Source organism: Clostridium sp. NSJ-49 (assembly GCF_014287725.1).
Lineage (GTDB): Bacteria > Bacillota > Clostridia > Clostridiales > Clostridiaceae > Clostridium > Clostridium disporicum_B.
This window is the reverse complement of the sequence record NZ_JACOOP010000026.1, coordinates 32096-52590: the sequence shown is the minus strand read 5'-3', so window position 1 is coordinate 52590 and position 20495 is coordinate 32096. Positions and strand designations below refer to the sequence as shown.

The window sequence follows — 20495 nt, the reverse complement described above, 5'->3', positions numbered from 1 at the left end:
ATCAATTTTATTGTAGGTTTGTTTACCATACAATAAAAAATTCAAACTTATATAATTTTCAAAGAGCGAGCAATTCTATGAAAAATCAAGCTATTTTTTCATATCAACTTAACAGATTCAGTATTATCATTATTATTTTGCTATTTTTAAAAATAATTATCCTTGTTATTTTAGTCATAAATCTCCTTTTACTTAATATAATGTAATGTAATGTTAATAAAAAGGAGAGAGGAAAAATGAGTAAACAAAAAAGAGGTAAGTATATTAAAACTATTCCTGGTTGGAGGGGCACTTGTCCAGTATGTGGAAGAAAAAGAGTAAAACTAGTATGGACAAAAAAAGGTGAAGACGGGAAAACATTAAATATTTGTAAATTATGTTCAATTAAAAATTAATTATAAAAAAAGTTTACAGACTTAATCTGTAAACTTTTTTATTAATTATCTTCTTTTTTTAGATTTTTCTCTTCCTTTACTAATATCTTTTCCTTTATGCTTTGAGCTATTTTTAGAATTTTTTCTATTATTAGACTCTTTATTTTTATTGTTATTGCTTGATTTTTTCCTCACTAAACCATGTGCCTCTTTGTATCTTTGCTCTTTTGATTTAATTAAGCATTTTGGCCCATTTCCAATTAAATCTTCTCTGCCAGCTTTCATTAAAGCATCATAAACTATATTATAATTTTTAGACTTACTAAATTGTAATAATGCTCTTTGCATAGCCTTTTCTTCTTTACTTTTTGGAACATATACTTCTTTCATAGTTATTGGATCTAATCCAGTATAAAACATAGTTGTTGATAACGTTCCTGGTGTTGGATAAAAATCTTGAACTTGTTCTGGTTGATATTTAATATCTCTTAAATATTCTGCTAGTTTTATAGCTTCTTTTAATGTACTTCCTGGATGACTAGACATTAAATAAGGTATAATATATTGCTTCTTTCCTAATCTCTCAGTAATTCTAAAGAATTTTTGTCTAAATTCTTCATATGTTTTTCCTGCAGGTTTTCCCATATGTTTTAAAACTTCTTCTGATACATGCTCAGGTGCCACTTTTAACTGACCGCTTACGTGATGTTCTACTAATTCCTTAAAGAATGTATCATCTTTGTCTGCCATAACATAATCATATCTAATTCCAGATCGTACAAAAACTTTTTTTACTTTAGGTAGTTTTCTTACAGATCTTAAAACATCTAAAAATTCTTTGTGATCTACTTCTAGATTCTTACATGGACTTGGACTTAGACATTGCTTAACTTTACATGCACCTATAGTTAACTGATGTTTACATGCTGGTTTTCTAAAGTTAGCTGTTGGTCCACCAACATCATGTATATACCCTTTAAAATCCTTCATCTCTGTCATTTCTTTAGCTTCTTTTACTATTGACTCTTTACTTCTACTTTCAACAGCTCTTCCTTGGTGAAATGTAATTGCACAGAATGAGCAATTTCCAAAACATCCTCTTGAACTCATAATACTAAACTTAACTTCTTCTAGAGCAGGAATTCCTCCTGCCTCTTCATATGATGGATGATATTGTTTTGTAAATGGAAGATCATAAACTGCATCTAGTTCTTCCCTATTTAATATAACTTCTGGCTTATTTACTACTAAATATTTATCACCTTGATCTTGTACTATAGTTCTTCCTCTTATAGGATCTTGTTCTTGATATGTAACTTTAAAAGCTTCACAATACTTTATTTTATCTGTTGATACTTCTTTAAATGAAGGAATAACTATATGTTCTTCATATACTTCATCTAAGTCATCTACTAAATAGCAAGTTCCTGGTACGTGTCTAATATATTTTGCATCAAATCCCTCATTTAAGCATCTTGCTACTTCAACAATTTGTTTTTCACTCATTCCATAAATTAAAAGATCTGCTCCACTATCAGTTAAAATAGATTTTCTTACTTTATCAGCCCAATAATCATAATGAGCAAATCTTCTTAAACTAGCTTCTACTCCACCAATACAAATATTTATATTTTTGTAAGCTTCTCTTATTTTATTACAATAAACTATTGTAGCTCTATCTGGTCTTAGTCCCATTTTTCCACCTGGAGAGTATAGATCCTTTTCTCTTAATCTCTTACTTACAGTATAATGATTAACCATAGAATCCATATTACCTGCATTTACTAAGAATCCTAAACGCGGTCTTCCAAGTTTCATAAAATCATCTGTACTATGCCAATCTGGTTGAGGAATTATTCCTACTTTATATCCCTCATTTTCTAAAACTCTTGAAATTATAGCAGTTCCAAAACTATGATGATCTACATACGCATCTCCTGTCACTATAATAAAATCGCACTGTTCCCAGCCTCTTTCTATCATATCTTCTTTACTTATAGGTAAAAATTTATTCTCCATTTAATCACATCTTTCATTTTCTTTTTATTTATATTAAAAATTATTTCTTTTTAATTCGACATCTATTAATATAACATCTAATTCTATTCTTGTTAATACTTCATATTAAATTACCATAATATTTATTATTAACATATTCTTCCCCATAAGACACTTTTTCTAACATAATACTATCTTCTCTTTTATATTAAGTGAAATATAATTATTTACAAGATATAAATTTTTATCATAAAAAATAAAAACTTACAAAAAAAAGACTGCTACACTTCTGTAACAATCCTCTTCCAATATATAATTTTATTTAGGATACATATTAATTAATAATAAAAATCCTGGTATCCATGCAGTAAATATACCATCAAAAATTGATAAATATCCTACAAATTTACCTAAATCTTTTTTCATTACTAATTCTATAAAGCCTGTTAACCATAGTAATCCCCATAGTAACCATATAAATATCCAATATATATTTCCTATTGTGAAATCAATAAACTTTAATGTTGATCCATCAATAAATGCTAATGGAACTGTATTTATTGCTACGAATAAACAATACCAACCGTATAATCTACCATCTAAATTAAATATACCTCTTGCTGCGATATATAAATATGTGAAACCAAATAACAATCCAGTTCCAGCTGCAAAATAGTTACCTTGAATCACTGCTACAATATTTAATATAAATGATAGCATTCCAGTAAATACATTAAATACTGATGCTGATTTTGCATCTACATTAGAAAGTCTTCCAACTCCATTAAGTATAAGAACTACTCCAACATATATTAAAACTACTCCTAGCATTTTTCCCTCCTATGTTTTTTATGTTTTTTCAATTATTGTTCTGGCTTGGTTTCATAATTTTCTTTAAAGAACGCTTGATCTAATCCTTTTAATTGAATCTCATCACTTACTTTTATAGATTTAATCTTATCTACTACTTTGAATATAATAAAAGTCATCAAAACAGAATAAACAATTATTATTCCACAACCTAATAATTGAATTAAAAATTGATTTAAACCAGCTGAAACCCCATTTACTCTTGGATCAGCTAATACACCAACTAATAATGTACCAATAAATCCACCCATTCCATGAACGCCCCATACATCAAGAGCATCATCCCATTTTTTTCTTTCAAATTCAACACAGAAGAAACATACAACTGCTGCAATTGCTCCAATTAATACAGAACTTAGTGGGGTTACATATCCTGATGCTGGTGTTATTGTTGCTAAACCTGCAACTGCACCTATTATTATTTCTAAAAATGATGCTCTTTTACTATGCATTGCATATAAAATTGCCCAAACTATCATTCCTGTGGCTCCTGCAATTGCTGTATTTGTAAATACTATTGCTGCAGTTTCAGCTGCTGCTAAAGTTCCACCTGCATTAAATCCAAACCAACCAAATAATAACAAGGCAGCTCCAATTGCAACTAACCCTAAATTAAATGGTCCATGCTCATTTTTGTATTTTCTTTCACCTAAGACGTATATTCCACCTAAGCATCCAAATCCTGATGTTATATGGATTACCGCTCCACCAGCAAAATCTACAAATCCTAGCTTACTTAAGAATCCTCCTCCCCATACCCAGTGAGCGACAGGGAAGTAAACTAGTATCATCCAAATTATTAAAATTTTAATCCATCCACTTACAGTTAATCTATTTGCATAAGCTCCTGTCATTAAAGGAGCTGTTATTATGGCAAACATTAATTGATACATAAAAAACATTAAAAATGGTATATTATCGCTATAATTTAAATTAATCATATATGTAATATCTTTAAAAGCAAAGTATTGAAAAGGATTTCCAATAACTCCACCAATATCATCACCAAAAACTAAACTAAATCCTCCAAATACCCATAATAATGTTACAATTCCTATTGAAATAAATATTTGAAACATAATAGTTAAAGAATTTTTTCTTTCAACCAATCCACCATAAAAAAATGCTAATCCTGGTGTCATAATTAAAACAAGTGCTGTAGCTAAAATTATAAATGCTACATCGCCATGAATAATCATAAAATCACTCCTTCTTAGTTTATCTTTTGCTATTTTAAGATAATAATCCTTAGTTTTTTCTCATAACTAAATCCTTAGATCCTAGAAAGTTTTTACGTATATAATTATGACAAACACTCATGGCTGACTCTATATGCTGTGTTAAGTTACCTAATACTCTAAGTACAAAACCATTTACATCTAATTCTGATATTCCAAAATCTATTGGTAAATTGAGTTTTTCCACTTCTCTCCTTAATTCTTCAATAACATTACTAGTAATATTTTTATTAATAATAAGTAATGTTCCAAAGTTTAAATACTCCTCAAAAAAGCCTAATTTCGTTACATCATTCTCTCTAGGATTAACTATTAAATTATCTAATAAAACTATTTTATTATTAATATAAACATTACTCTTTAGCTGAACATTACTATATGCAAATTTATCACCTTCTGGTGACCATCCTGCAGTAATACCATCACTATAAATAAGCGTAGAACTTTCATCTAAATAAATATTATTAACTTGTTTATAAATAGCATTTTTATATAAAATAACTGTATCAGCTATGTATTCCAAAATACTATTTTCCCCCAACTCAATAGTAGTTTCTTGTAACACCTTATCTCCATGCTCACACTTATAAACTTTTGTCGATGCTTGTGTAGTTATTATTGCACGAGTATTATCTTTAAGGATAAATATATTTTTGTACTTTTCCCCTTCAATATATCCTCCACCAAGTTGTAACAAGTAATATGTTGGAATTCTTTCCCTATCATTTCTTATGTTTGCAGATACTTTTACTAATCCTTCATAGTACTTTTTCGTAGTTATTACTCTATTATCTTTTTGCTCTAATACTAATTCAATAGTACCAGCATATTCTTTTTTTACTAACTGCTCCATATTAAGAAATGCCCTCTAATAAGCAATTTTTCTTTATCCAATTAATTACTTCTTGAATTCCTTCATCTGTTTTTAAATTGGTAAACATAAAACTATTTTCGGATCTAAAAGCTAATGTATCTTTTCTCATAATCTCTAAATTTGCTCCAACATATGGTGCTAAATCTATTTTATTTATAATAAACAAATCACTTTTTATCATTCCTTGACCTGCTTTTCTTGGAATTTTTTCACCTTGCGCAACATCAATTATGTATATTGAGAAATCTACTAAATCCGGACTAAATGTTGCTGCTAAATTATCTCCTCCGCTTTCTAAAAATATAATATCTAAGTCGTCAAATCTACTCTTTAATTCTTCAAGAGCTTCAAAATTCATTGATGCATCTTCTCTTATGGCAGTATGTGGACATCCTCCAGTCTCAACTCCTATTACCCTATCCTCAGATAAAACTGAATTTTTAACCATAAACTTAGCATCTTCTTTTGTATATATGTCATTAGTTATAACTGCGCAACTATAATCTTTGCTCATTACTCTTGTTAATCTTTCAATAAGTAAAGTTTTACCACTACCAACTGGTCCACCAACACCTATAACAACTGGCTTCATATTTTCAACACCCTTCTATTTATAATCTTTATTTAATATGAATGAGAGAACCCCCTCATTCATATTAATATATGTATTAATTTTTATATTTTTATAGCTATGACATGAACAATCTAAATTCCATTGTTTCATGTTTAATTTGTGATAACTCTAATCCTGGACTATTAGCTCCAAAATCATCGTAATCTAAATTCATTATTTTTTCATAAAGATGTATAAATTCTTCACTATAATTTTTTAATAGAATTTGCCCATCTTTCTGTCCTAAGGGAATAGTTCTTACTGCATTACTTATTAATGTTGAAACGGTACTATACATATGATAAATTATTGCTTCTTTTAAATTAAAGTTTAGAGAATACATTAATATTCCAAAAACTAGAGCGGGATGGCCAAATATTTCTTTTTTCCTTAACTTATCATTATAATCTTTTAATAAATCAAAGTCATATAAATCCATAAATAACTTAATCATTCTACTTGCAACTAACTTTCCTCCATTGCGGCTTTCTTTAGCTACAGTTTGAACCGTTATTAGTCTATCAAGTTCGTATATAGATTCCATATCATTTTTTTCAAGAAAACTATATAATAACCTTATAGCTAAACCATCACTATAAATAAATTGTTCTTTTAAATAAACATCAAGCCAACTATTAAAAGTATTAGTATCATAAACTTTTTTTAATCTTAAATAAGTTTCCATTCCATAAGAATGATTAAATGATCCTATAGGAAAGTTAGAATCACATATTTGGATAACCCTTAAATGTTTTAATATATCATTATCAATTTGCATGTGCATGAGTATGAGTGTGTCCAAACTCAACATGTCTGAACGCTTTCTCTAATTTTAAATTTTCTCTTGAATAGTTAATTTTATCTCTTTTTAACTCTTCTTCTACTAATGAATCATATTGTATAATCATCTTTCCATCATTAAACTGTGCTTGTAAATGTCGATTACCCAAAGAATGAGCAATTATCCCCATTTCTGTAATATTATCAGGCTTAATAACTAATACATCTTCGCCTTTTACTTTTATTACTACAAGATTTTTGCCATCATTTAAAAGAATATCTCCATCTTTTAATTCTTCATTTTTATCTAAAGCAATGCCATACTCGTTATTATGATCAGATGTTACTCTTAAAATTCTTTTTAAAGTATCATCACTATTTATAAATATTTTCTCAATATGATAATTATTTATATTTTCTATATCCCTTATATTCCCTTTTATTTGGTTAAAGATCATATAGCTCTCTCCTTATAATTAGAATAAAAAGTATCTTTGAGCTAATGGTAATTCACTTGCAGGTTCGCATGTAATTAATTCACCATCAACTGTAACATCATAAGTTTGTGGATCTACTCTAATTTCAGGAGTAGCATCGTTTAACTTCATATCTTTCTTAGTTAAATTTCTAATTCCACCAACTGGTAATACAGTTTTTTGTAGTCCTAACTCTTCTTTTATTCCATGTTCATATGCATAGTTAGAAACAAAAGTTATACATGTTGGGAATTTTGCTTTTCCAAATGCAGCATAACAATCTCTGTATACTACAGGTTGACATGTTGGAATAGATGCATTAGCATCTCCTATAATTCCTCTAATTGCCATTCCACCTTTAATTATTAGATGTGGTTTAACTCCAAAGTAAGGTGGCTCCCAAAGAACTAAATCTGCAAACTTACCAACTTCTACAGAACCTATATATTTATCCATTCCTTGTGCTATTGCTGGATTTATAGTATATTTAGCAATATATCTTCTAACTCTGTTATTGTCGTTATACTCACTATCATTAGGGAATGTTCCTCTTTGTTTTTTCATTTTTGAAGCTGTTTGCCATGTTCTTGTTACAACTTCTCCAATTCTTCCCATAGCTAATGTATCAGAACTCATAATACTAAATATTCCCATATCTTGGAATATATCTTCTGCTGCTATTGTTTGGTGTCTAATTCTTGAATCAGCAAAAGCTATATCTTCTGGAACTTTAGGATCTAAGTGGTGACAAACCATCATCATATCTAAATGTTCTGCAACAGTATTTACTGTATATGGTTTAGTTGGATTAGTTGATGCAGGTAAAACATTAATTTGAGATGCAACTTCCATCAAGTCTGGTGCGTGACCTCCACCAGCTCCTTCAGTATGATAAGCATGAATTACTCTTCCTGCAATTGCTTGAATTGTATGTTCTACAAATCCACCTTCATTTAATGTATCACTATGTAATGCAACTTGAATATCATATTTTTCAGCTGTTTCCAAAGAGTAATTTATAGCTGATCTTGTAGCACCCCAGTCTTCATGAACTTTTAATCCAATTGCTCCAGCTTCAATTTGTTGTGCATTTACATCTATATTAGCTCCGCTTCCTTTTCCTAATATACCAACATTTACAGGCCATCCTTCAGCAGATTTTAACATTTGTTTTATGTTCCAAGGTCCTGGTGTTGAAGTAACAGCATTTGTACCATCTACAGGTCCTGTTCCTCCACCTACTAATGTTGTTATACCACCTTCTAATGCAACTTGTGCACATCCTGGGTGAATATAGTGAACATGAGTATCTATTCCTCCAGCAGTTAATATTCTTCCTTCTCCAGCTAGTGCTTCTGTTCCTACTCCTACTACGAAATCAACATTATCCATAGTATCAGGGTTACCACCCTTACCTATAGCAAGAATCTTTCCATCTTTGATTCCTACGTCAGCTTTATATATACCAGTATAATCAACTATTGTTGCACCAGTAATTATCATATCTGCAACTTCTGGATGCTTATTAGTTTGGGTCGCATTTTGCCCCATACCATCTCTTAATGTTTTTCCACCACCAAACTTACACTCATTTCCATATCCAGTGTAGTCTTTTTCTATTTTTATAAAAAGATCAGTATCGCCAAGTCTTATACTATCTCCTTCAGTTGGTCCAAATAACTCTGCATATCTATGTCTATCTATTTCGAAACTCATTACTTTTCACCACTCCCTTTTGACATTCCATCTAAGAATCCATCGCACATGTTTCTTATACCATAAACTCTTCTATATCCACCAATGTCTATTAAATTAACTTCTTTTTTATCTCCAGGCTCAAATCTAACAGCAGTTCCTGAAGGAATATCTAATCTTTTTCCCCAAGCTGCTTTTCTATCAAATGCTAATGAATCATTTACTTCATAGAAATGATAATGAGACCCTATTTGTACTGGTCTATCTCCAGTATTTACAACTTCTAAAGTTATAGCATCTTTGCCTTCATTATATAAAATATTTCCTTCTTTTATCTTTAATTCTCCAGGTATCATACTCTACCTCCTTATTGTATTGGATCATGAACTGTAACTAGTTTTGTTCCATCTGGGAATGTACATTCTACTTGTACTGTATGAATCATTTCTGGAACACCTTCCATTACATCATTCCTTGATAATATTGTTGTACCATATTGCATTAATTGCTCTACAGTTTTACCTTCTCTCGCGCCTTCTAACATTTCATCAGTTATTATTGCCATAGCTTCTGGATAATTAAGTTTTAGGCCTTTACTTTTTCTTTTTCTTGCTACATCTGCCGCAACAGCAACCATTAACTTTTCTTGTTCTCTAATAGTTAAATGCAAAACAAATTCCTCCTTGCTATTTTGTTATATATAAATTTACAATAAATTCATTACATATAGGTTATTTTTCCAAAGATAACTCTTTTTATTCATTTTTTCATTTGTTAAAAGTTACTTTCCCATTTAAATCATAATAAGCTCCAACTACCTTTACCTTGCCTTCACTTATAAGATTTTTTATTATCTCATCCTCAGATATCTCTTTTACTACTGAATCTATATTAGCTCTTATAGCATCATCAATTGTTCCATTTGAATTTACATTTGGTTCAATCTTTTCAACTATATCTTCAATATGTCCTGTAGCTTTTTCACCTTTTACTACGCTGTTGTAAGTTGCAGTTACTGCTCCACAACTTTGATGCCCTATAACAACAATAAGAGGACTATGTAAATGTTCTGCACCATACTCAATAGATCCTAATGCATCATCATCAACAATATTTCCAGCTATTCTTATATCGAATATCTCTCCTAAACCAGCATTAAATATAGTTGTAGGTGTTACTCTTGAATCTGAACAAGAAACTATAACAGCATAAGGATTTTGCCCATCCTTAAGCTCATTTCTTCGTGCAGAATCTATATTTCTTAGCTCACTTTTATCACTTAGAAATCTAGCATTCCCATCTTCTAATAATTTCATTGCCTCTTCAGCTGTAGTTACCTTTGTATCAACATTTACATTTTCTCCTATACTAGAATCATTCGTTTTATTTTCACTTTGACTAGTTGAAGTATTATTTGAAGTATTACTTCCATCATTTACCCCTTTCGATGTGCACCCTGCAAATATAATTGATGTTGCTAATAGCATTGCTATGAAAGCTTTATTCATATCAATAACCTCCTTTAACTTTTATATTATAAAAATTCTTATAAATAACACTTTCAAATTAAGTTTGCCCAAATACATATAAATTATTAAATAATAATAAAAAATATAGACATAAGTATTATTTTTACTTATATCTATATTTCTGATTTAAACTTATTTAATTACTAGTTCTACTGGACAATGATCCGAACCAAATATTTCTGTATGTATTTTAGCACTAACTAACTTATCTTTTAAAGCTTCTGATACTACAAAATAATCAATTCTCCATCCAGCATTATTTTTTCTTGCATTAAATCTATATGACCACCAAGAATAGCTTCCAGTTAAATCTGGATAAAAATATCTAAATGTATCTATAAATCCTGAATTTAGTAAAGTAGAAAACTTCTCTCTTTCTTCATCAGTAAATCCAGCATTTTTCCTATTTGTAGAAGGATTTTTCAAATCTATCTCTTTATGTGCTACATTTAGATCTCCACATAAAATTACAGGCTTATTTCTTTCTAAGCTTTTTAAATAGTTTCTAAAATCATCCTCCCACTTCATCCTATAATCTAATCTAGCTAATTCATTTTGTGAATTTGGAGTATATACAGTAATTACATAATAATCATCAAATTCTAATGTTATTACTCTACCTTCTTTATCATGCTCTTCAATATTAATTCCATATGAAACAGTTAAAGGTTTAACTTTTGTAAATATTGCTGTTCCTGAATATCCTTTTCTTTCTGCGTAGTTCCAATATTGATAATATCCTTCTAACTCTAAGTTTATTTGTCCTTCTTGTAATTTACTTTCTTGAATACAAAAAATATCTGCATCTACTTCTTTAAAAAACTCTAGAAATCCTTTCTGCACACAAGCTCTTATTCCATTTACATTCCAAGATATTAATCTCATATTTTCCTCCATTGCTTATCATTTATATTTTAATATTTTATTTATACTATAATCCATATAGATATAAACTTTAAAGCTTTATTTCAAAATAATACTTTTCCATAATTAATCTTTAACTTTAATTAATCTTTAACTATATAATGGGTGCTTCTCGCATAAAGCTGTTACTCTATTTTTCAACTCTCCTAAATCTAAATTTCTATTAGATATTGCATCATTAATTATTGAAGCTACTTCAATAATATCCTCTTCTTTAAATCCTCTTGTTGTAACAGCAGCAGTTCCTATTCTAATACCTGAAGTAATAAACGGACTTCTTGTTTCATTCGGAACAGTATTTTTATTTACAGTAATTCCAATACTATCTAATAGTTTCTCTGCCTCTTTTCCTGTAATATTCTTATTAGATAAATCTACTAATAACAGGTGGTTATCTGTTCCATTTGATACTATCTTAAATCCAAAATTAATTAATTCTCTTGAAAGGATTTTACAATTTTTAACTACATCATTTATATAAGTAACAAATTCTTCTTCTAAAGCTTCTTTAAAACACACAGCTTTTGCTGCTATAACATGCATAAGTGGTCCACCTTGCATCCCTGGAAAAATATTCTTATCTAATTCTTTAGCATACTTTTCTTTACATAAAATTAATCCACCTCTAGGTCCTCTTAATGTTTTATGTGTTGTGGATGTAACAAAATCTGCATATGGAATAGGTGAAGGATGTACCCCTGCTGCAACTAATCCAGCTATATGAGCCATATCAACCATAAGAATAGCTCCTACCTCATCACATATATCTCTAAATTTTTTAAAATCAATTATTCTAGAATAAGCACTAGCTCCTGCTACAATAAGCTTAGGTTTTGTTTCTACAGCTATTCTTCTAACTTCTTCATAATCTATCTCTTCTGTAATTTTATCTACACCATAGAAAGCAAATTTAAATAACTTTCCTGAAAAATTTACTGGTGACCCATGAGTTAAATGTCCCCCGTTACTTAAATCCATTCCTAATACAGTATCTCCTGGATTTAATACTGAAAAATATACAGCCATATTAGCTTGTGATCCTGAATGTGGTTGTACATTAGCATGTTCAGCATTAAATAACTTTTTGGCTCTCTCTCGTGCTATTTCTTCTACTGTATCAACTATATGACATCCTCCATAATATCTTTTATTTGGATATCCTTCCGCATATTTATTTGTTAGATAAGAACCCATTGCTTCCATTACAGCTTTAGATGTAAAATTTTCTGAAGCTATTAACTCTATTCCATTTTTTTGTCTATCTAATTCACCTTGAACTAAATCAAAAATTTCTTTATCACTATCTTTTAAATTATTAAAATTCATTCTCATCACCTTTTTCTTTTTTTCTAAATTATAATTTTTTTCTAAATACATATCAACTGTTTTTTTCTCTTATCTAATGTTATAATACATAAGTAAAATTAATTTAGGAGAGATAATTATGAATGAAATACTTCAAGTTGCTACTTTTGCAGGACAAATGATTCTTGAAAATGGTGGAGAAACTTATAGAGTTGAAGAAACAATTTGTAGAATTTGTAAAGCTTTTGGTGCTGAAGAAGCAGAAAGTTTTGCTACTCCAACAGGAATTATGGCTTCTATTTGCCATAAAGGTCAAACCTATTCTCTAATTAAGAGAGTGTCAAAAAGAACTGTTGATTTATATAAAATCGATTTAGTAAATGACTTATCTAGAAATATTCTTACAAAGAATCTTTCAGTTAAAGATTTTAAGTCTGAGCTTCAAAAAATAAATATTAGTGAAAGATATTCAAATAATATAACATTACTTTTCTCAGCTTTAGGTGCTTCAGGTTTTGCTATATTATTTGGTGGTAATATGAAAGACTTTCTAGCAGCTTTTATAATAGGATTTATTATAAAATTCATAACAATAAAAGGAAGTGATATGCAAATAAATCAATTTTTTATAAATAGTCTATCTGCTGCTGTAGCTTCATTCTTAGCGATAATACTTGTAAAAATAAATTTAGCAGCAAACCTTGATCAGACTATAATAGGATCTATTATGCTATTAGTTCCTGGTCTTGCAATAACTAATGCTATTAGAGATACTATTGCTGGCGATTTATTATCAGGACTTACACGTGCAGCTGAGGCTTTTTTAGTTGCTATCTCAATTGCAGTAGGTTCAGGAGCTGTATTAAGCTTTTGGTTATCTAATATTGGAGGTATATAGATGTTAATTTTTCAAACTTTTTCAGCGTTTTTAGCTACATTAGGATTTGGAATAATTTTTAATATTAAAGGAAAAAAACTTTTTTTTGCATCTCTTGGTGGGGCTATTGGTTGGTTTTTCTATTCATTATCACTAAAATTTAATTTTTCTGAGCTATCATCATTATTTATATCTGCTATATTTTTTAGCTCTTATTGTGAAATATTTGCAAGAATATTAAAAACACCAGTTACTACTTTAGTAATTTGTTCACTTATTCCATTAGTACCTGGTGGTGGTATGTATTATACTATGCTAGAAGCCGTAAATGGTAATGTATCAAGTTCATTAGATCTAGGTTTAAATACTCTAGCATCTGCTGGAACACTTGCTCTAGGAATAATTTTCGTATCTACTATAACAAAATTAGTAACTACACATAAAAGACATTAAAAAAGGAAATGAACTAAATCATTTCCTTTTTTAAGTTAAGGAGAAATATAAAATCTCATTTGCAAAATGTCTTAACTCATATTTGAATTGTACAAGTTAATAAATTATTTGTCAATAATTTATTATTTTTTTTATCAATTTACTAATAAACTATATCAATATATTTATTTTTTAATAATCTACATTATTTGTAATTCTAATTACTTTATAAAAGTATTTATATTTTTTATAAGCTTCTTTATACTCTCATATTCTTTAGATTCTTCATCTAATTGCAAACAATTATTTGCATAACTCTCAATAAGTAGTCCTCCAACCTTATTAATAGCAGATCTTACAGCTGACACTTGAATTAATATATCATCACAACATACATTTTTTTCAACCATACCTTGTATGCCTTTAACTTGTCCTTCTATTCTCTTTAGTCTATTTATAATATCTTTATTAAGTTTATCATTACTATCCATTATTTTCTCTCCTAATACCTACATATGCTATATTGTAACACTTAAATTAGAATTTGTGAAATTTTGTTATAAAATCATATTTCAATATATAAATTATTATAAGAAAATCTTTTTTAATTATAAAATCCCAGCTTTACAGCTGGGATTTTTCTATTTTTTCTTTGTTAACTTTTTATATAATTTTGCATTTGAAATTAAGTCCATAAAATCATCAGCCATTTCAACTAAAAGATTTCCTTTTAATTTACCTTTATGAAGTTTTCTCTTAACATTTTTCATAGGACCTTTTTTCATCTTAAGTTCCTCCTATCTTTACTATAGTAAGTACAATATATATTTTATACAAAATATAATTTTTTATCCTTGTACTTTTGTAAAACAGATTATAAAAGTAAACTTCATTAATACAAAAGAGCTAAAGTTATCTCCTTTAGCTCTCTTACAATTATTTAGCTTTATCTACTTTAGCAATTCCTAATTCATCTAATTGTTTTTGATCAACTACGTTTGGTGCTTCACTTAAGTAACAGTATGCATTTTGGTTTTTAGGGAATGCAACAACATCTTTAATATTGTCTGTTCCAGATAAGAACATTACCATTCTATCAAGTCCAAATGCTAATCCTCCATGTGGTGGTGGTCCAAACTTAAATGCATCTATTAAGAATCCAAATCTTTCTTGAGCTGATTCTTCTGTAAATCCTAAAGCTTTGAACATTCTTGTTTGTAAGTTTGAATCATGTATTCTTATTGATCCTCCACCTAGCTCTTCACCATTAAGAACTAAGTCATATGCCTTAGATCTAACTGCTCCTGGGTTTGATTCTAACATATCTAAATCTTCATCCATTGGTGCTGTAAATGGATGGTGAGCTGCAAAATATCTTCCCTCTTCTTCATCATATTCAAATAATGGGAATTCTGTAATCCAACAGAAGTTAAATTCTGATTTATCTTTAATTAAATCAAATTGTTTAGCTAATTCTAATCTAAGTGCACCTAAACTTTGGAATACAACAGAATTTTTATCAGAAACCATAAGTATTGCATCTCCATTTTCAGCTCCCATAGTTTTAACTATGTTCTCTGTAACTTCATCAGTTAAGAATTTAGCTATAGAAGATTTATTCCCTTCTTCTTTAAGTTGAATCCAAGCAAGCCCTTTAGCTTTATATGTCTTAACAAAATCAACTAATTTATCTAATTGCTTTCTTCCTAAATCAGCTCCACCTTTTAAGCATAAAGCTCTAACAGATCCACCATTTTCTATAGCAGATTTAAATACTACAAAATCCATATCTTTAACAGCTTCTGTTATATCAGTTATTTCCATTCCAAATCTTAAATCTGGTTTGTCTGAACCGTACTTTTCCATAGCTTCTTTAAATGGCATTCTTCTAATTGGAAGTTTTATTTCATGACCTAATACCTCTTTAAATACATGGGCTACAAGACCTTCATTCATAGCCATTACATCATCTTGCTCAACAAAACTCATTTCTAAATCTATTTGAGTAAACTCTGGTTGTCTATTTGCTCTTAAATCTTCATCTCTAAAACATTTAGCTATTTGGAAGTATCTATCAAATCCAGATACCATTAATAATTGTTTAAATATTTGAGGTGATTGAGGAAGTGCGTAGAACATTCCTGGATAGTTTCTTGATGGAACTAAATAATCTCTAGCTCCTTCTGGTGTACTCTTAGTTAGTATTGGAGTTTCAACTTCTAAGAAACCATTATCACTTAAGTAATTTCTTACTGCCATAGCCGCTTTACTTCTAATCATAAAAATTCTTTGCATGTCAGGTCTTCTAAGATCTAAATATCTATACTTTAGTCTTATATTCTCTGCTGCATCTAAATCTTCCTTTATATATATTGGAGGAGTTTCAGATTCTGAAAGAACTTTTATACTTTCACACATTAACTCAACCATACCAGTTGCCATATTTTCATTAGGAGATTGTCTCTTAACTATTTCTCCTGTAACTGCTATACAGTACTCTGGTCTTACAGCTTTTGCTTTTTCAAAGCTTTCAGCATTTATTTCTTCACCAAAAACTATTTGCATTATTCCAGTTCTATCTCTAAGATCTATAAATTGTAGACCTCCTAATTTTCTATTTCTTTGAACCCATCCCATAAGAGTAACTTTTTGTCCTATATTAGTTTCTCTAGGTTCTCCACACATAAGGCTTCTTTTTAAGCCATTTAAAGCTTCACCCATCGTCATTTCCTCCTAATTATCTTATTACATTAACTATTTCTTCTATATGATCTAAACTTACTTCAAATTGTTCTCCATCACTCATTCTCTTAAGTTTGATTACTTTATTTTGAAGTTCGTCATCACCTAAAATTGTTGTAAATGCAGCACCTATTTTATTAGCATACTTCATTTCTGCTTTTATGCTTCTTCCCATATGATTTACTTCTGTTTTTATACCTACTTCTCTTAATTTATTTGCTAAAGTAAATGCAGCAAGCTTTGCTTCCTCTCCTCTAGCTCCAATGTAAAGATCAAAAAGAATTTCGTTTGGAATCTCAATACCTTCCTTTTCTAAAATCATTATTAATCTCTCTACACCCATACCAAAGCCAACAGCAGGCATCTCAGGTCCACCAAGTTGTTCTATTAGCTTATCGTATCTACCACCACCACAAACTGTGAAATCATCATTTAAAATTTCAAAAATAGTTTTAGTATAATAGTCTAATCCTCTAACTATACCTGGATCAACTTTATATGGAATACTTAATGCATCTAAATACTCTTTTACCTTTGTAAAGTGAGTATCACACTCATCACACATAAAATCTAATATTATTGGTGCATTCTTAGTTATTTCATTACATTTATGATTTTTACAATCTAAAATTCTCATTGGATTCTTTTCAAATCTAGATTTACATAAATCACATAAATTATCATAATTCTCTTTTAAATATTGCTTTAATGCTTCATTATATTTAGGTCTACAACTTGGGCATCCTAAATTATTTATATTTAGGCTTAAAGAGCTTAATCCTAACTTTTTTAAAACATTCATTGCAAAAGCAATTACTTCAGCATCCATTGAAGGTTCTTTAGATCCAAATATTTCAGTACCGAATTGATGGAACTGACGGAATCTTCCCTTTTGTACATTTTCATATCTGAAACATGGTGTAACATAATATAATTTTGTTGGTTGAACCTCATTAAATAATCTGCTTTCAATAAAAGCTCTAACAGCAGGTGCCGTTCCTTCTGGCTTTAATGTTATGCTTCTATCCCCTTTATCATTAAAAGTATACATTTCTTTTTGAACAATATCTGTTGTATCTCCTACACCTCTTTTAAATAGTTCAGTATGTTCAAACATTGGAGTCCTTAACTCTCTCATTCCATAATATTTTGCTATCTCCTTGAACGTATTTTCAACATATTGCCACTTATACGCATCTTGAGGTAACATATCTTTTGTACCTTTAGGTGCTTGTATATCCATCCTACTTTTCCTCCTAATTACGATAAAGGGTATCTAATAAATTAATTTTACCATTTACCATTTCTTCTATTCTATTTGAATATTCTTTGATATCTTTTATATTTCCAAATCGCTCTATTCTATCTTCTTCTAAAAATACTACTTTAGTTACAGCATCTGCACCTAAAGCTATTATAGTTTGCTTATCTTCAATCATCTGAATATTATATATACATTCATTACCTTCTTTAGAATATCCTAAATTCTCCATATTTCCAACCATATTTTTTTGTCTATACATATAATACGGTTTTAGTCCTAACTTTTTAGCAAGTTCCATACTTTCATTATACATAGAAGCCAACTCTTCTTGCTTCTTTACTTGTATACCTTTCTTTAAAATAAAGTTTTCATAAAGTATAGATGCTCTTTTTAAAGAAAGTCCATGTACTGTTAAACTATCTGGTTTAAGATTATAAATCTCATCACATGTAGTCTTAACATAATCTAATCCTTCACCAGGTAATCCAATTATAATATCCATATTTATATCATTAAAGCCCATCTGTCTTGCAAGATTAAACTTTTCTTTTACATCATTTACATTATGTCCTCTTCCTATTGCCTTTAATGTATCATCATTCATAGTCTGAGGATTTATGCTTATTCTTGTAACATTATAATTTTTCATTGTTTGAAGTTTTTCAACTGTTATACTATCTGGTCTGCCGCATTCAACTGTAAATTCCAAAATGTTTTTATTTTTTACAAAAGCATTATACACTTCTTTCATAATATTTTCAAATTCTTCATTATTTACTGCTGTTGGTGTGCCTCCACCAAAATATACTGTTTCAATTTTTAAGTTTCTTTCTTCAACGTATTCGCTAATTTTTCTTATTTCATAAGTTAAAGCTTCTAAATATGGATTAACCAATTTTTTACTTCCTAAAATTGAATTCGCAGTGAATGAACAATAAAAACATCTAGTGGGACAAAATGCCATTCCTATGTAAATAGATATCTTTTTTTCATCATCATTTACAAATTTCTCTTCAGTTTTTGCTACTTCTATACATAGTTTTGCCTTTTCTTCTGAAGCTAAATGCTTTTCTTTAAAGATTTTTATAATTTCCTCTTCACTCTTACCTTCTTCTAAATATTTTAAAGCAATTTTAGAAGGTCTAATTCCAACTAATATACCCCAAGGATATTCTTCATTAGTTAATTCTTTTAATGACATAAAGACTAATCTCTTTATATCTTCCTTAATTTTTTCTCCGATTTTTACAGATTTATTAAAATCTTTATAAGAAAATTTAACTTCATCTTCAAGCACTTCTACAACATATTCCCCATTATCTTCAAATTTAATTTCATCTAACGAAAAATATATATTAAACATTTGATATACGTCATATCTATATTTAAGGTCATTTAATTTAATTTTAATTTCCATTTTCTCTCCCTACTGTAAGAAAGGATTTCTCATTCTTTCGTAAATAATTGTTGAACTTGGTCCATGCCCTGGATATACTTTAGTATTCTTATCTAATACCATAAGTTTTTCTTCTATACTACTTATAAGTGTATCATAATTTCCACTTATAAAATCTGTTCTTCCAATTGAACCTTGGAATAAAGTATCTCCAGTAAATACATTATCTTCAACTAAGAAGCACATTCCACCTTTACTATGCCCTGGAGTGTGTAGACATTTAACATTAATATTGTTGAAATCTAATATATCCCCATCACTTATTGCATTATAATCACTAGGTAATTTTGCATATACAGTATTATCCTTTTTGCAATTGTCTACTTCCCCTTCATTCACATATAAAGGCACTTTATACTTTTCTTTTAGCTCTTCAACTGCTCCAATATGATCAAAATGAGCATGTGTTAAAAGTATTGCCTTAACGTTACATCCTAATCTATCTATCTCCCTAATAATGCTTTTTCCATTAGCACCTGGATCTATTACTAATGTATCTTTACTTAATTCATCTATAACGAAATAACAATTAGCTCCATATTCGCCCATAGGATAAGTATTAATTATCATAGTAGTCACCTCTTTTTTTATATTAAAACACTTTTTTACTATCTAACAAAATTGTAACCGGTCCATCATTTTGAATTTCAACATCCATGTGAGCTCCAAAAATCCCCGTTTCAACTTTTATTCCAGTTTCTTTTAGCATTTCTATAAATTTATTATATAGCACTTCTGCCTCACTACCACCTAAAGCATTCATAAAATTAGGTCTTCTACCTTTTCTACAATCTCCATATAAAGTAAATTGTGATATAGCTAAAATTTCGCCATCAATATCTTTTACAGATAAATTCATCTTATCATTATCATCATGAAAAATTCTTAAGTTAATCACTTTATCTACTATATATTTCAAATCATCTAAAGTATCATCCACATTTATTCCAATAAGTACATTTAATCCATACTGAATACTACCAACAATTTTTTCGTCGACTTTTACACTAGATTTTTTTACTCTTTGAACTACCGCTCTCATTTTTTC

General features: G+C 29.1%; 23 protein-coding genes. 3 read left to right on the top strand and 20 right to left on the bottom strand.

Features of this window, described 5'->3' with window-relative positions; translation table 11 throughout:
• Positions 1 to 236 precede the first annotated feature (236 nt).
• Positions 237 to 395, top strand: a complete 159-nt coding sequence (locus tag H8S10_RS10590) for a hypothetical protein (RefSeq protein ID WP_172675781.1) — start codon at positions 237 to 239, stop codon at positions 393 to 395.
• Positions 396 to 440: 45 nt separating this feature from the next.
• Here H8S10_RS10590 and H8S10_RS10585 read toward each other — a convergent pair whose 3' ends face one another.
• From H8S10_RS10585 to glyA, 13 genes are all read right to left on the bottom strand, one after another.
• Positions 441 to 2393: a YgiQ family radical SAM protein gene (locus tag H8S10_RS10585; RefSeq protein WP_186838840.1), complete on the bottom strand. Its 1953-nt coding sequence runs from the start codon at positions 2391 to 2393 to the stop codon at positions 441 to 443.
• A gap of 297 nt (positions 2394 to 2690) precedes the next feature.
• On the bottom strand, positions 2691 to 3203 hold the full coding sequence (locus H8S10_RS10580) for an AmiS/UreI family transporter (protein ID WP_055268127.1): 513 nt from the start codon (positions 3201 to 3203) through the stop codon (positions 2691 to 2693).
• Positions 3204 to 3235: 32 nt separating this feature from the next.
• Positions 3236 to 4441, bottom strand: a complete 1206-nt coding sequence (locus tag H8S10_RS10575; protein WP_055268129.1) for an ammonium transporter — start codon at positions 4439 to 4441, stop codon at positions 3236 to 3238.
• Between the two features lie 49 nt (positions 4442 to 4490).
• Positions 4491 to 5333, bottom strand: coding sequence for an urease accessory protein UreD (locus H8S10_RS10570; RefSeq protein WP_186838839.1), 843 nt, complete (start codon positions 5331 to 5333; stop codon positions 4491 to 4493).
• 1 nt (position 5334) lies between these two features.
• The gene (gene ureG / locus H8S10_RS10565; RefSeq protein ID WP_055268133.1) at positions 5335 to 5946 is read right to left on the bottom strand and encodes an urease accessory protein UreG; all 612 of its coding nucleotides are present in this window, start codon (positions 5944 to 5946) and stop codon (positions 5335 to 5337) included.
• A gap of 97 nt (positions 5947 to 6043) precedes the next feature.
• A complete protein-coding gene (locus H8S10_RS10560) occupies positions 6044 to 6751 on the bottom strand; it encodes an urease accessory protein UreF (protein WP_055268135.1) in 708 nt (235 codons plus the stop codon).
• Positions 6735 to 7205, bottom strand: coding sequence for an urease accessory protein UreE (locus H8S10_RS10555; protein ID WP_186838838.1), 471 nt, complete (start codon positions 7203 to 7205; stop codon positions 6735 to 6737). The genes H8S10_RS10560 and H8S10_RS10555 overlap by 17 nt, the downstream gene beginning before the upstream one ends.
• An 18-nt stretch (positions 7206 to 7223) precedes the next feature.
• The gene (ureC, locus tag H8S10_RS10550; RefSeq protein WP_055268139.1) at positions 7224 to 8939 is read right to left on the bottom strand and encodes an urease subunit alpha; all 1716 of its coding nucleotides are present in this window, start codon (positions 8937 to 8939) and stop codon (positions 7224 to 7226) included.
• On the bottom strand, positions 8939 to 9274 hold the full coding sequence (gene ureB, locus H8S10_RS10545) for an urease subunit beta (protein WP_055268141.1): 336 nt from the start codon (positions 9272 to 9274) through the stop codon (positions 8939 to 8941). Before ureB ends, ureC begins: the two co-directional genes overlap by 1 nt.
• A gap of 11 nt (positions 9275 to 9285) precedes the next feature.
• Positions 9286 to 9588, bottom strand: a complete 303-nt coding sequence (locus H8S10_RS10540; RefSeq protein WP_055268143.1) for an urease subunit gamma — start codon at positions 9586 to 9588, stop codon at positions 9286 to 9288.
• Positions 9589 to 9685: 97 nt separating this feature from the next.
• Positions 9686 to 10426 (bottom strand): carbonic anhydrase, encoded by a 741-nt coding sequence (locus H8S10_RS10535; RefSeq protein ID WP_055268145.1) that lies wholly within the window; start codon positions 10424 to 10426, stop codon positions 9686 to 9688.
• Between the two features lie 153 nt (positions 10427 to 10579).
• Positions 10580 to 11332, bottom strand: coding sequence for an exodeoxyribonuclease III (locus tag H8S10_RS10530; RefSeq protein WP_055268147.1), 753 nt, complete (start codon positions 11330 to 11332; stop codon positions 10580 to 10582).
• Between the two features lie 129 nt (positions 11333 to 11461).
• Entirely contained in the window at positions 11462 to 12697 is a 1236-nt protein-coding gene (gene glyA / locus H8S10_RS10525) for a serine hydroxymethyltransferase (RefSeq protein WP_186838837.1), read from the bottom strand.
• A 112-nt stretch (positions 12698 to 12809) separates the two neighbouring features.
• Between glyA and H8S10_RS10520 the strand changes: the two genes are divergently transcribed.
• On the top strand, positions 12810 to 13574 hold the full coding sequence (locus H8S10_RS10520) for a threonine/serine exporter family protein (protein WP_186838841.1): 765 nt from the start codon (positions 12810 to 12812) through the stop codon (positions 13572 to 13574).
• The gene (locus H8S10_RS10515; protein WP_055268151.1) at positions 13575 to 14006 is read left to right on the top strand and encodes a threonine/serine exporter family protein; all 432 of its coding nucleotides are present in this window, start codon (positions 13575 to 13577) and stop codon (positions 14004 to 14006) included. It abuts the gene before it with no gap.
• 200 nt (positions 14007 to 14206) lie between these two features.
• Here the strand turns inward: H8S10_RS10515 and H8S10_RS10510 are convergent, their stop codons facing one another.
• The 7 genes from H8S10_RS10510 to dtd all read right to left on the bottom strand — a co-directional run bounded on the left by H8S10_RS10510 (position 14207) and on the right by dtd (position 20489).
• The gene (locus H8S10_RS10510) at positions 14207 to 14476 is read right to left on the bottom strand and encodes a metal-sensitive transcriptional regulator (protein ID WP_055268153.1); all 270 of its coding nucleotides are present in this window, start codon (positions 14474 to 14476) and stop codon (positions 14207 to 14209) included.
• A 150-nt stretch (positions 14477 to 14626) separates the two neighbouring features.
• Positions 14627 to 14770, bottom strand: coding sequence for a hypothetical protein (locus H8S10_RS10505; RefSeq protein ID WP_156334270.1), 144 nt, complete (start codon positions 14768 to 14770; stop codon positions 14627 to 14629).
• A gap of 151 nt (positions 14771 to 14921) precedes the next feature.
• Positions 14922 to 16706 (bottom strand): aspartate--tRNA ligase, encoded by a 1785-nt coding sequence (gene aspS, locus H8S10_RS10500; RefSeq protein WP_186838836.1) that lies wholly within the window; start codon positions 16704 to 16706, stop codon positions 14922 to 14924.
• A gap of 16 nt (positions 16707 to 16722) precedes the next feature.
• The gene (gene hisS, locus H8S10_RS10495; protein ID WP_055268156.1) at positions 16723 to 17970 is read right to left on the bottom strand and encodes a histidine--tRNA ligase; all 1248 of its coding nucleotides are present in this window, start codon (positions 17968 to 17970) and stop codon (positions 16723 to 16725) included.
• Positions 17971 to 17983: 13 nt separating this feature from the next.
• Complete coding sequence (locus H8S10_RS10490) at positions 17984 to 19408, bottom strand: coproporphyrinogen III oxidase (RefSeq protein WP_186838835.1); 1425 nt, start codon at positions 19406 to 19408, stop codon at positions 17984 to 17986.
• Positions 19409 to 19417: 9 nt separating this feature from the next.
• Complete coding sequence (locus H8S10_RS10485) at positions 19418 to 20017, bottom strand: MBL fold metallo-hydrolase (protein ID WP_055268160.1); 600 nt, start codon at positions 20015 to 20017, stop codon at positions 19418 to 19420.
• 22 nt (positions 20018 to 20039) lie between these two features.
• Positions 20040 to 20489, bottom strand: coding sequence for a D-aminoacyl-tRNA deacylase (gene dtd, locus H8S10_RS10480; RefSeq protein ID WP_055268162.1), 450 nt, complete (start codon positions 20487 to 20489; stop codon positions 20040 to 20042).
• Positions 20490 to 20495: the final 6 nt, after the last annotated feature.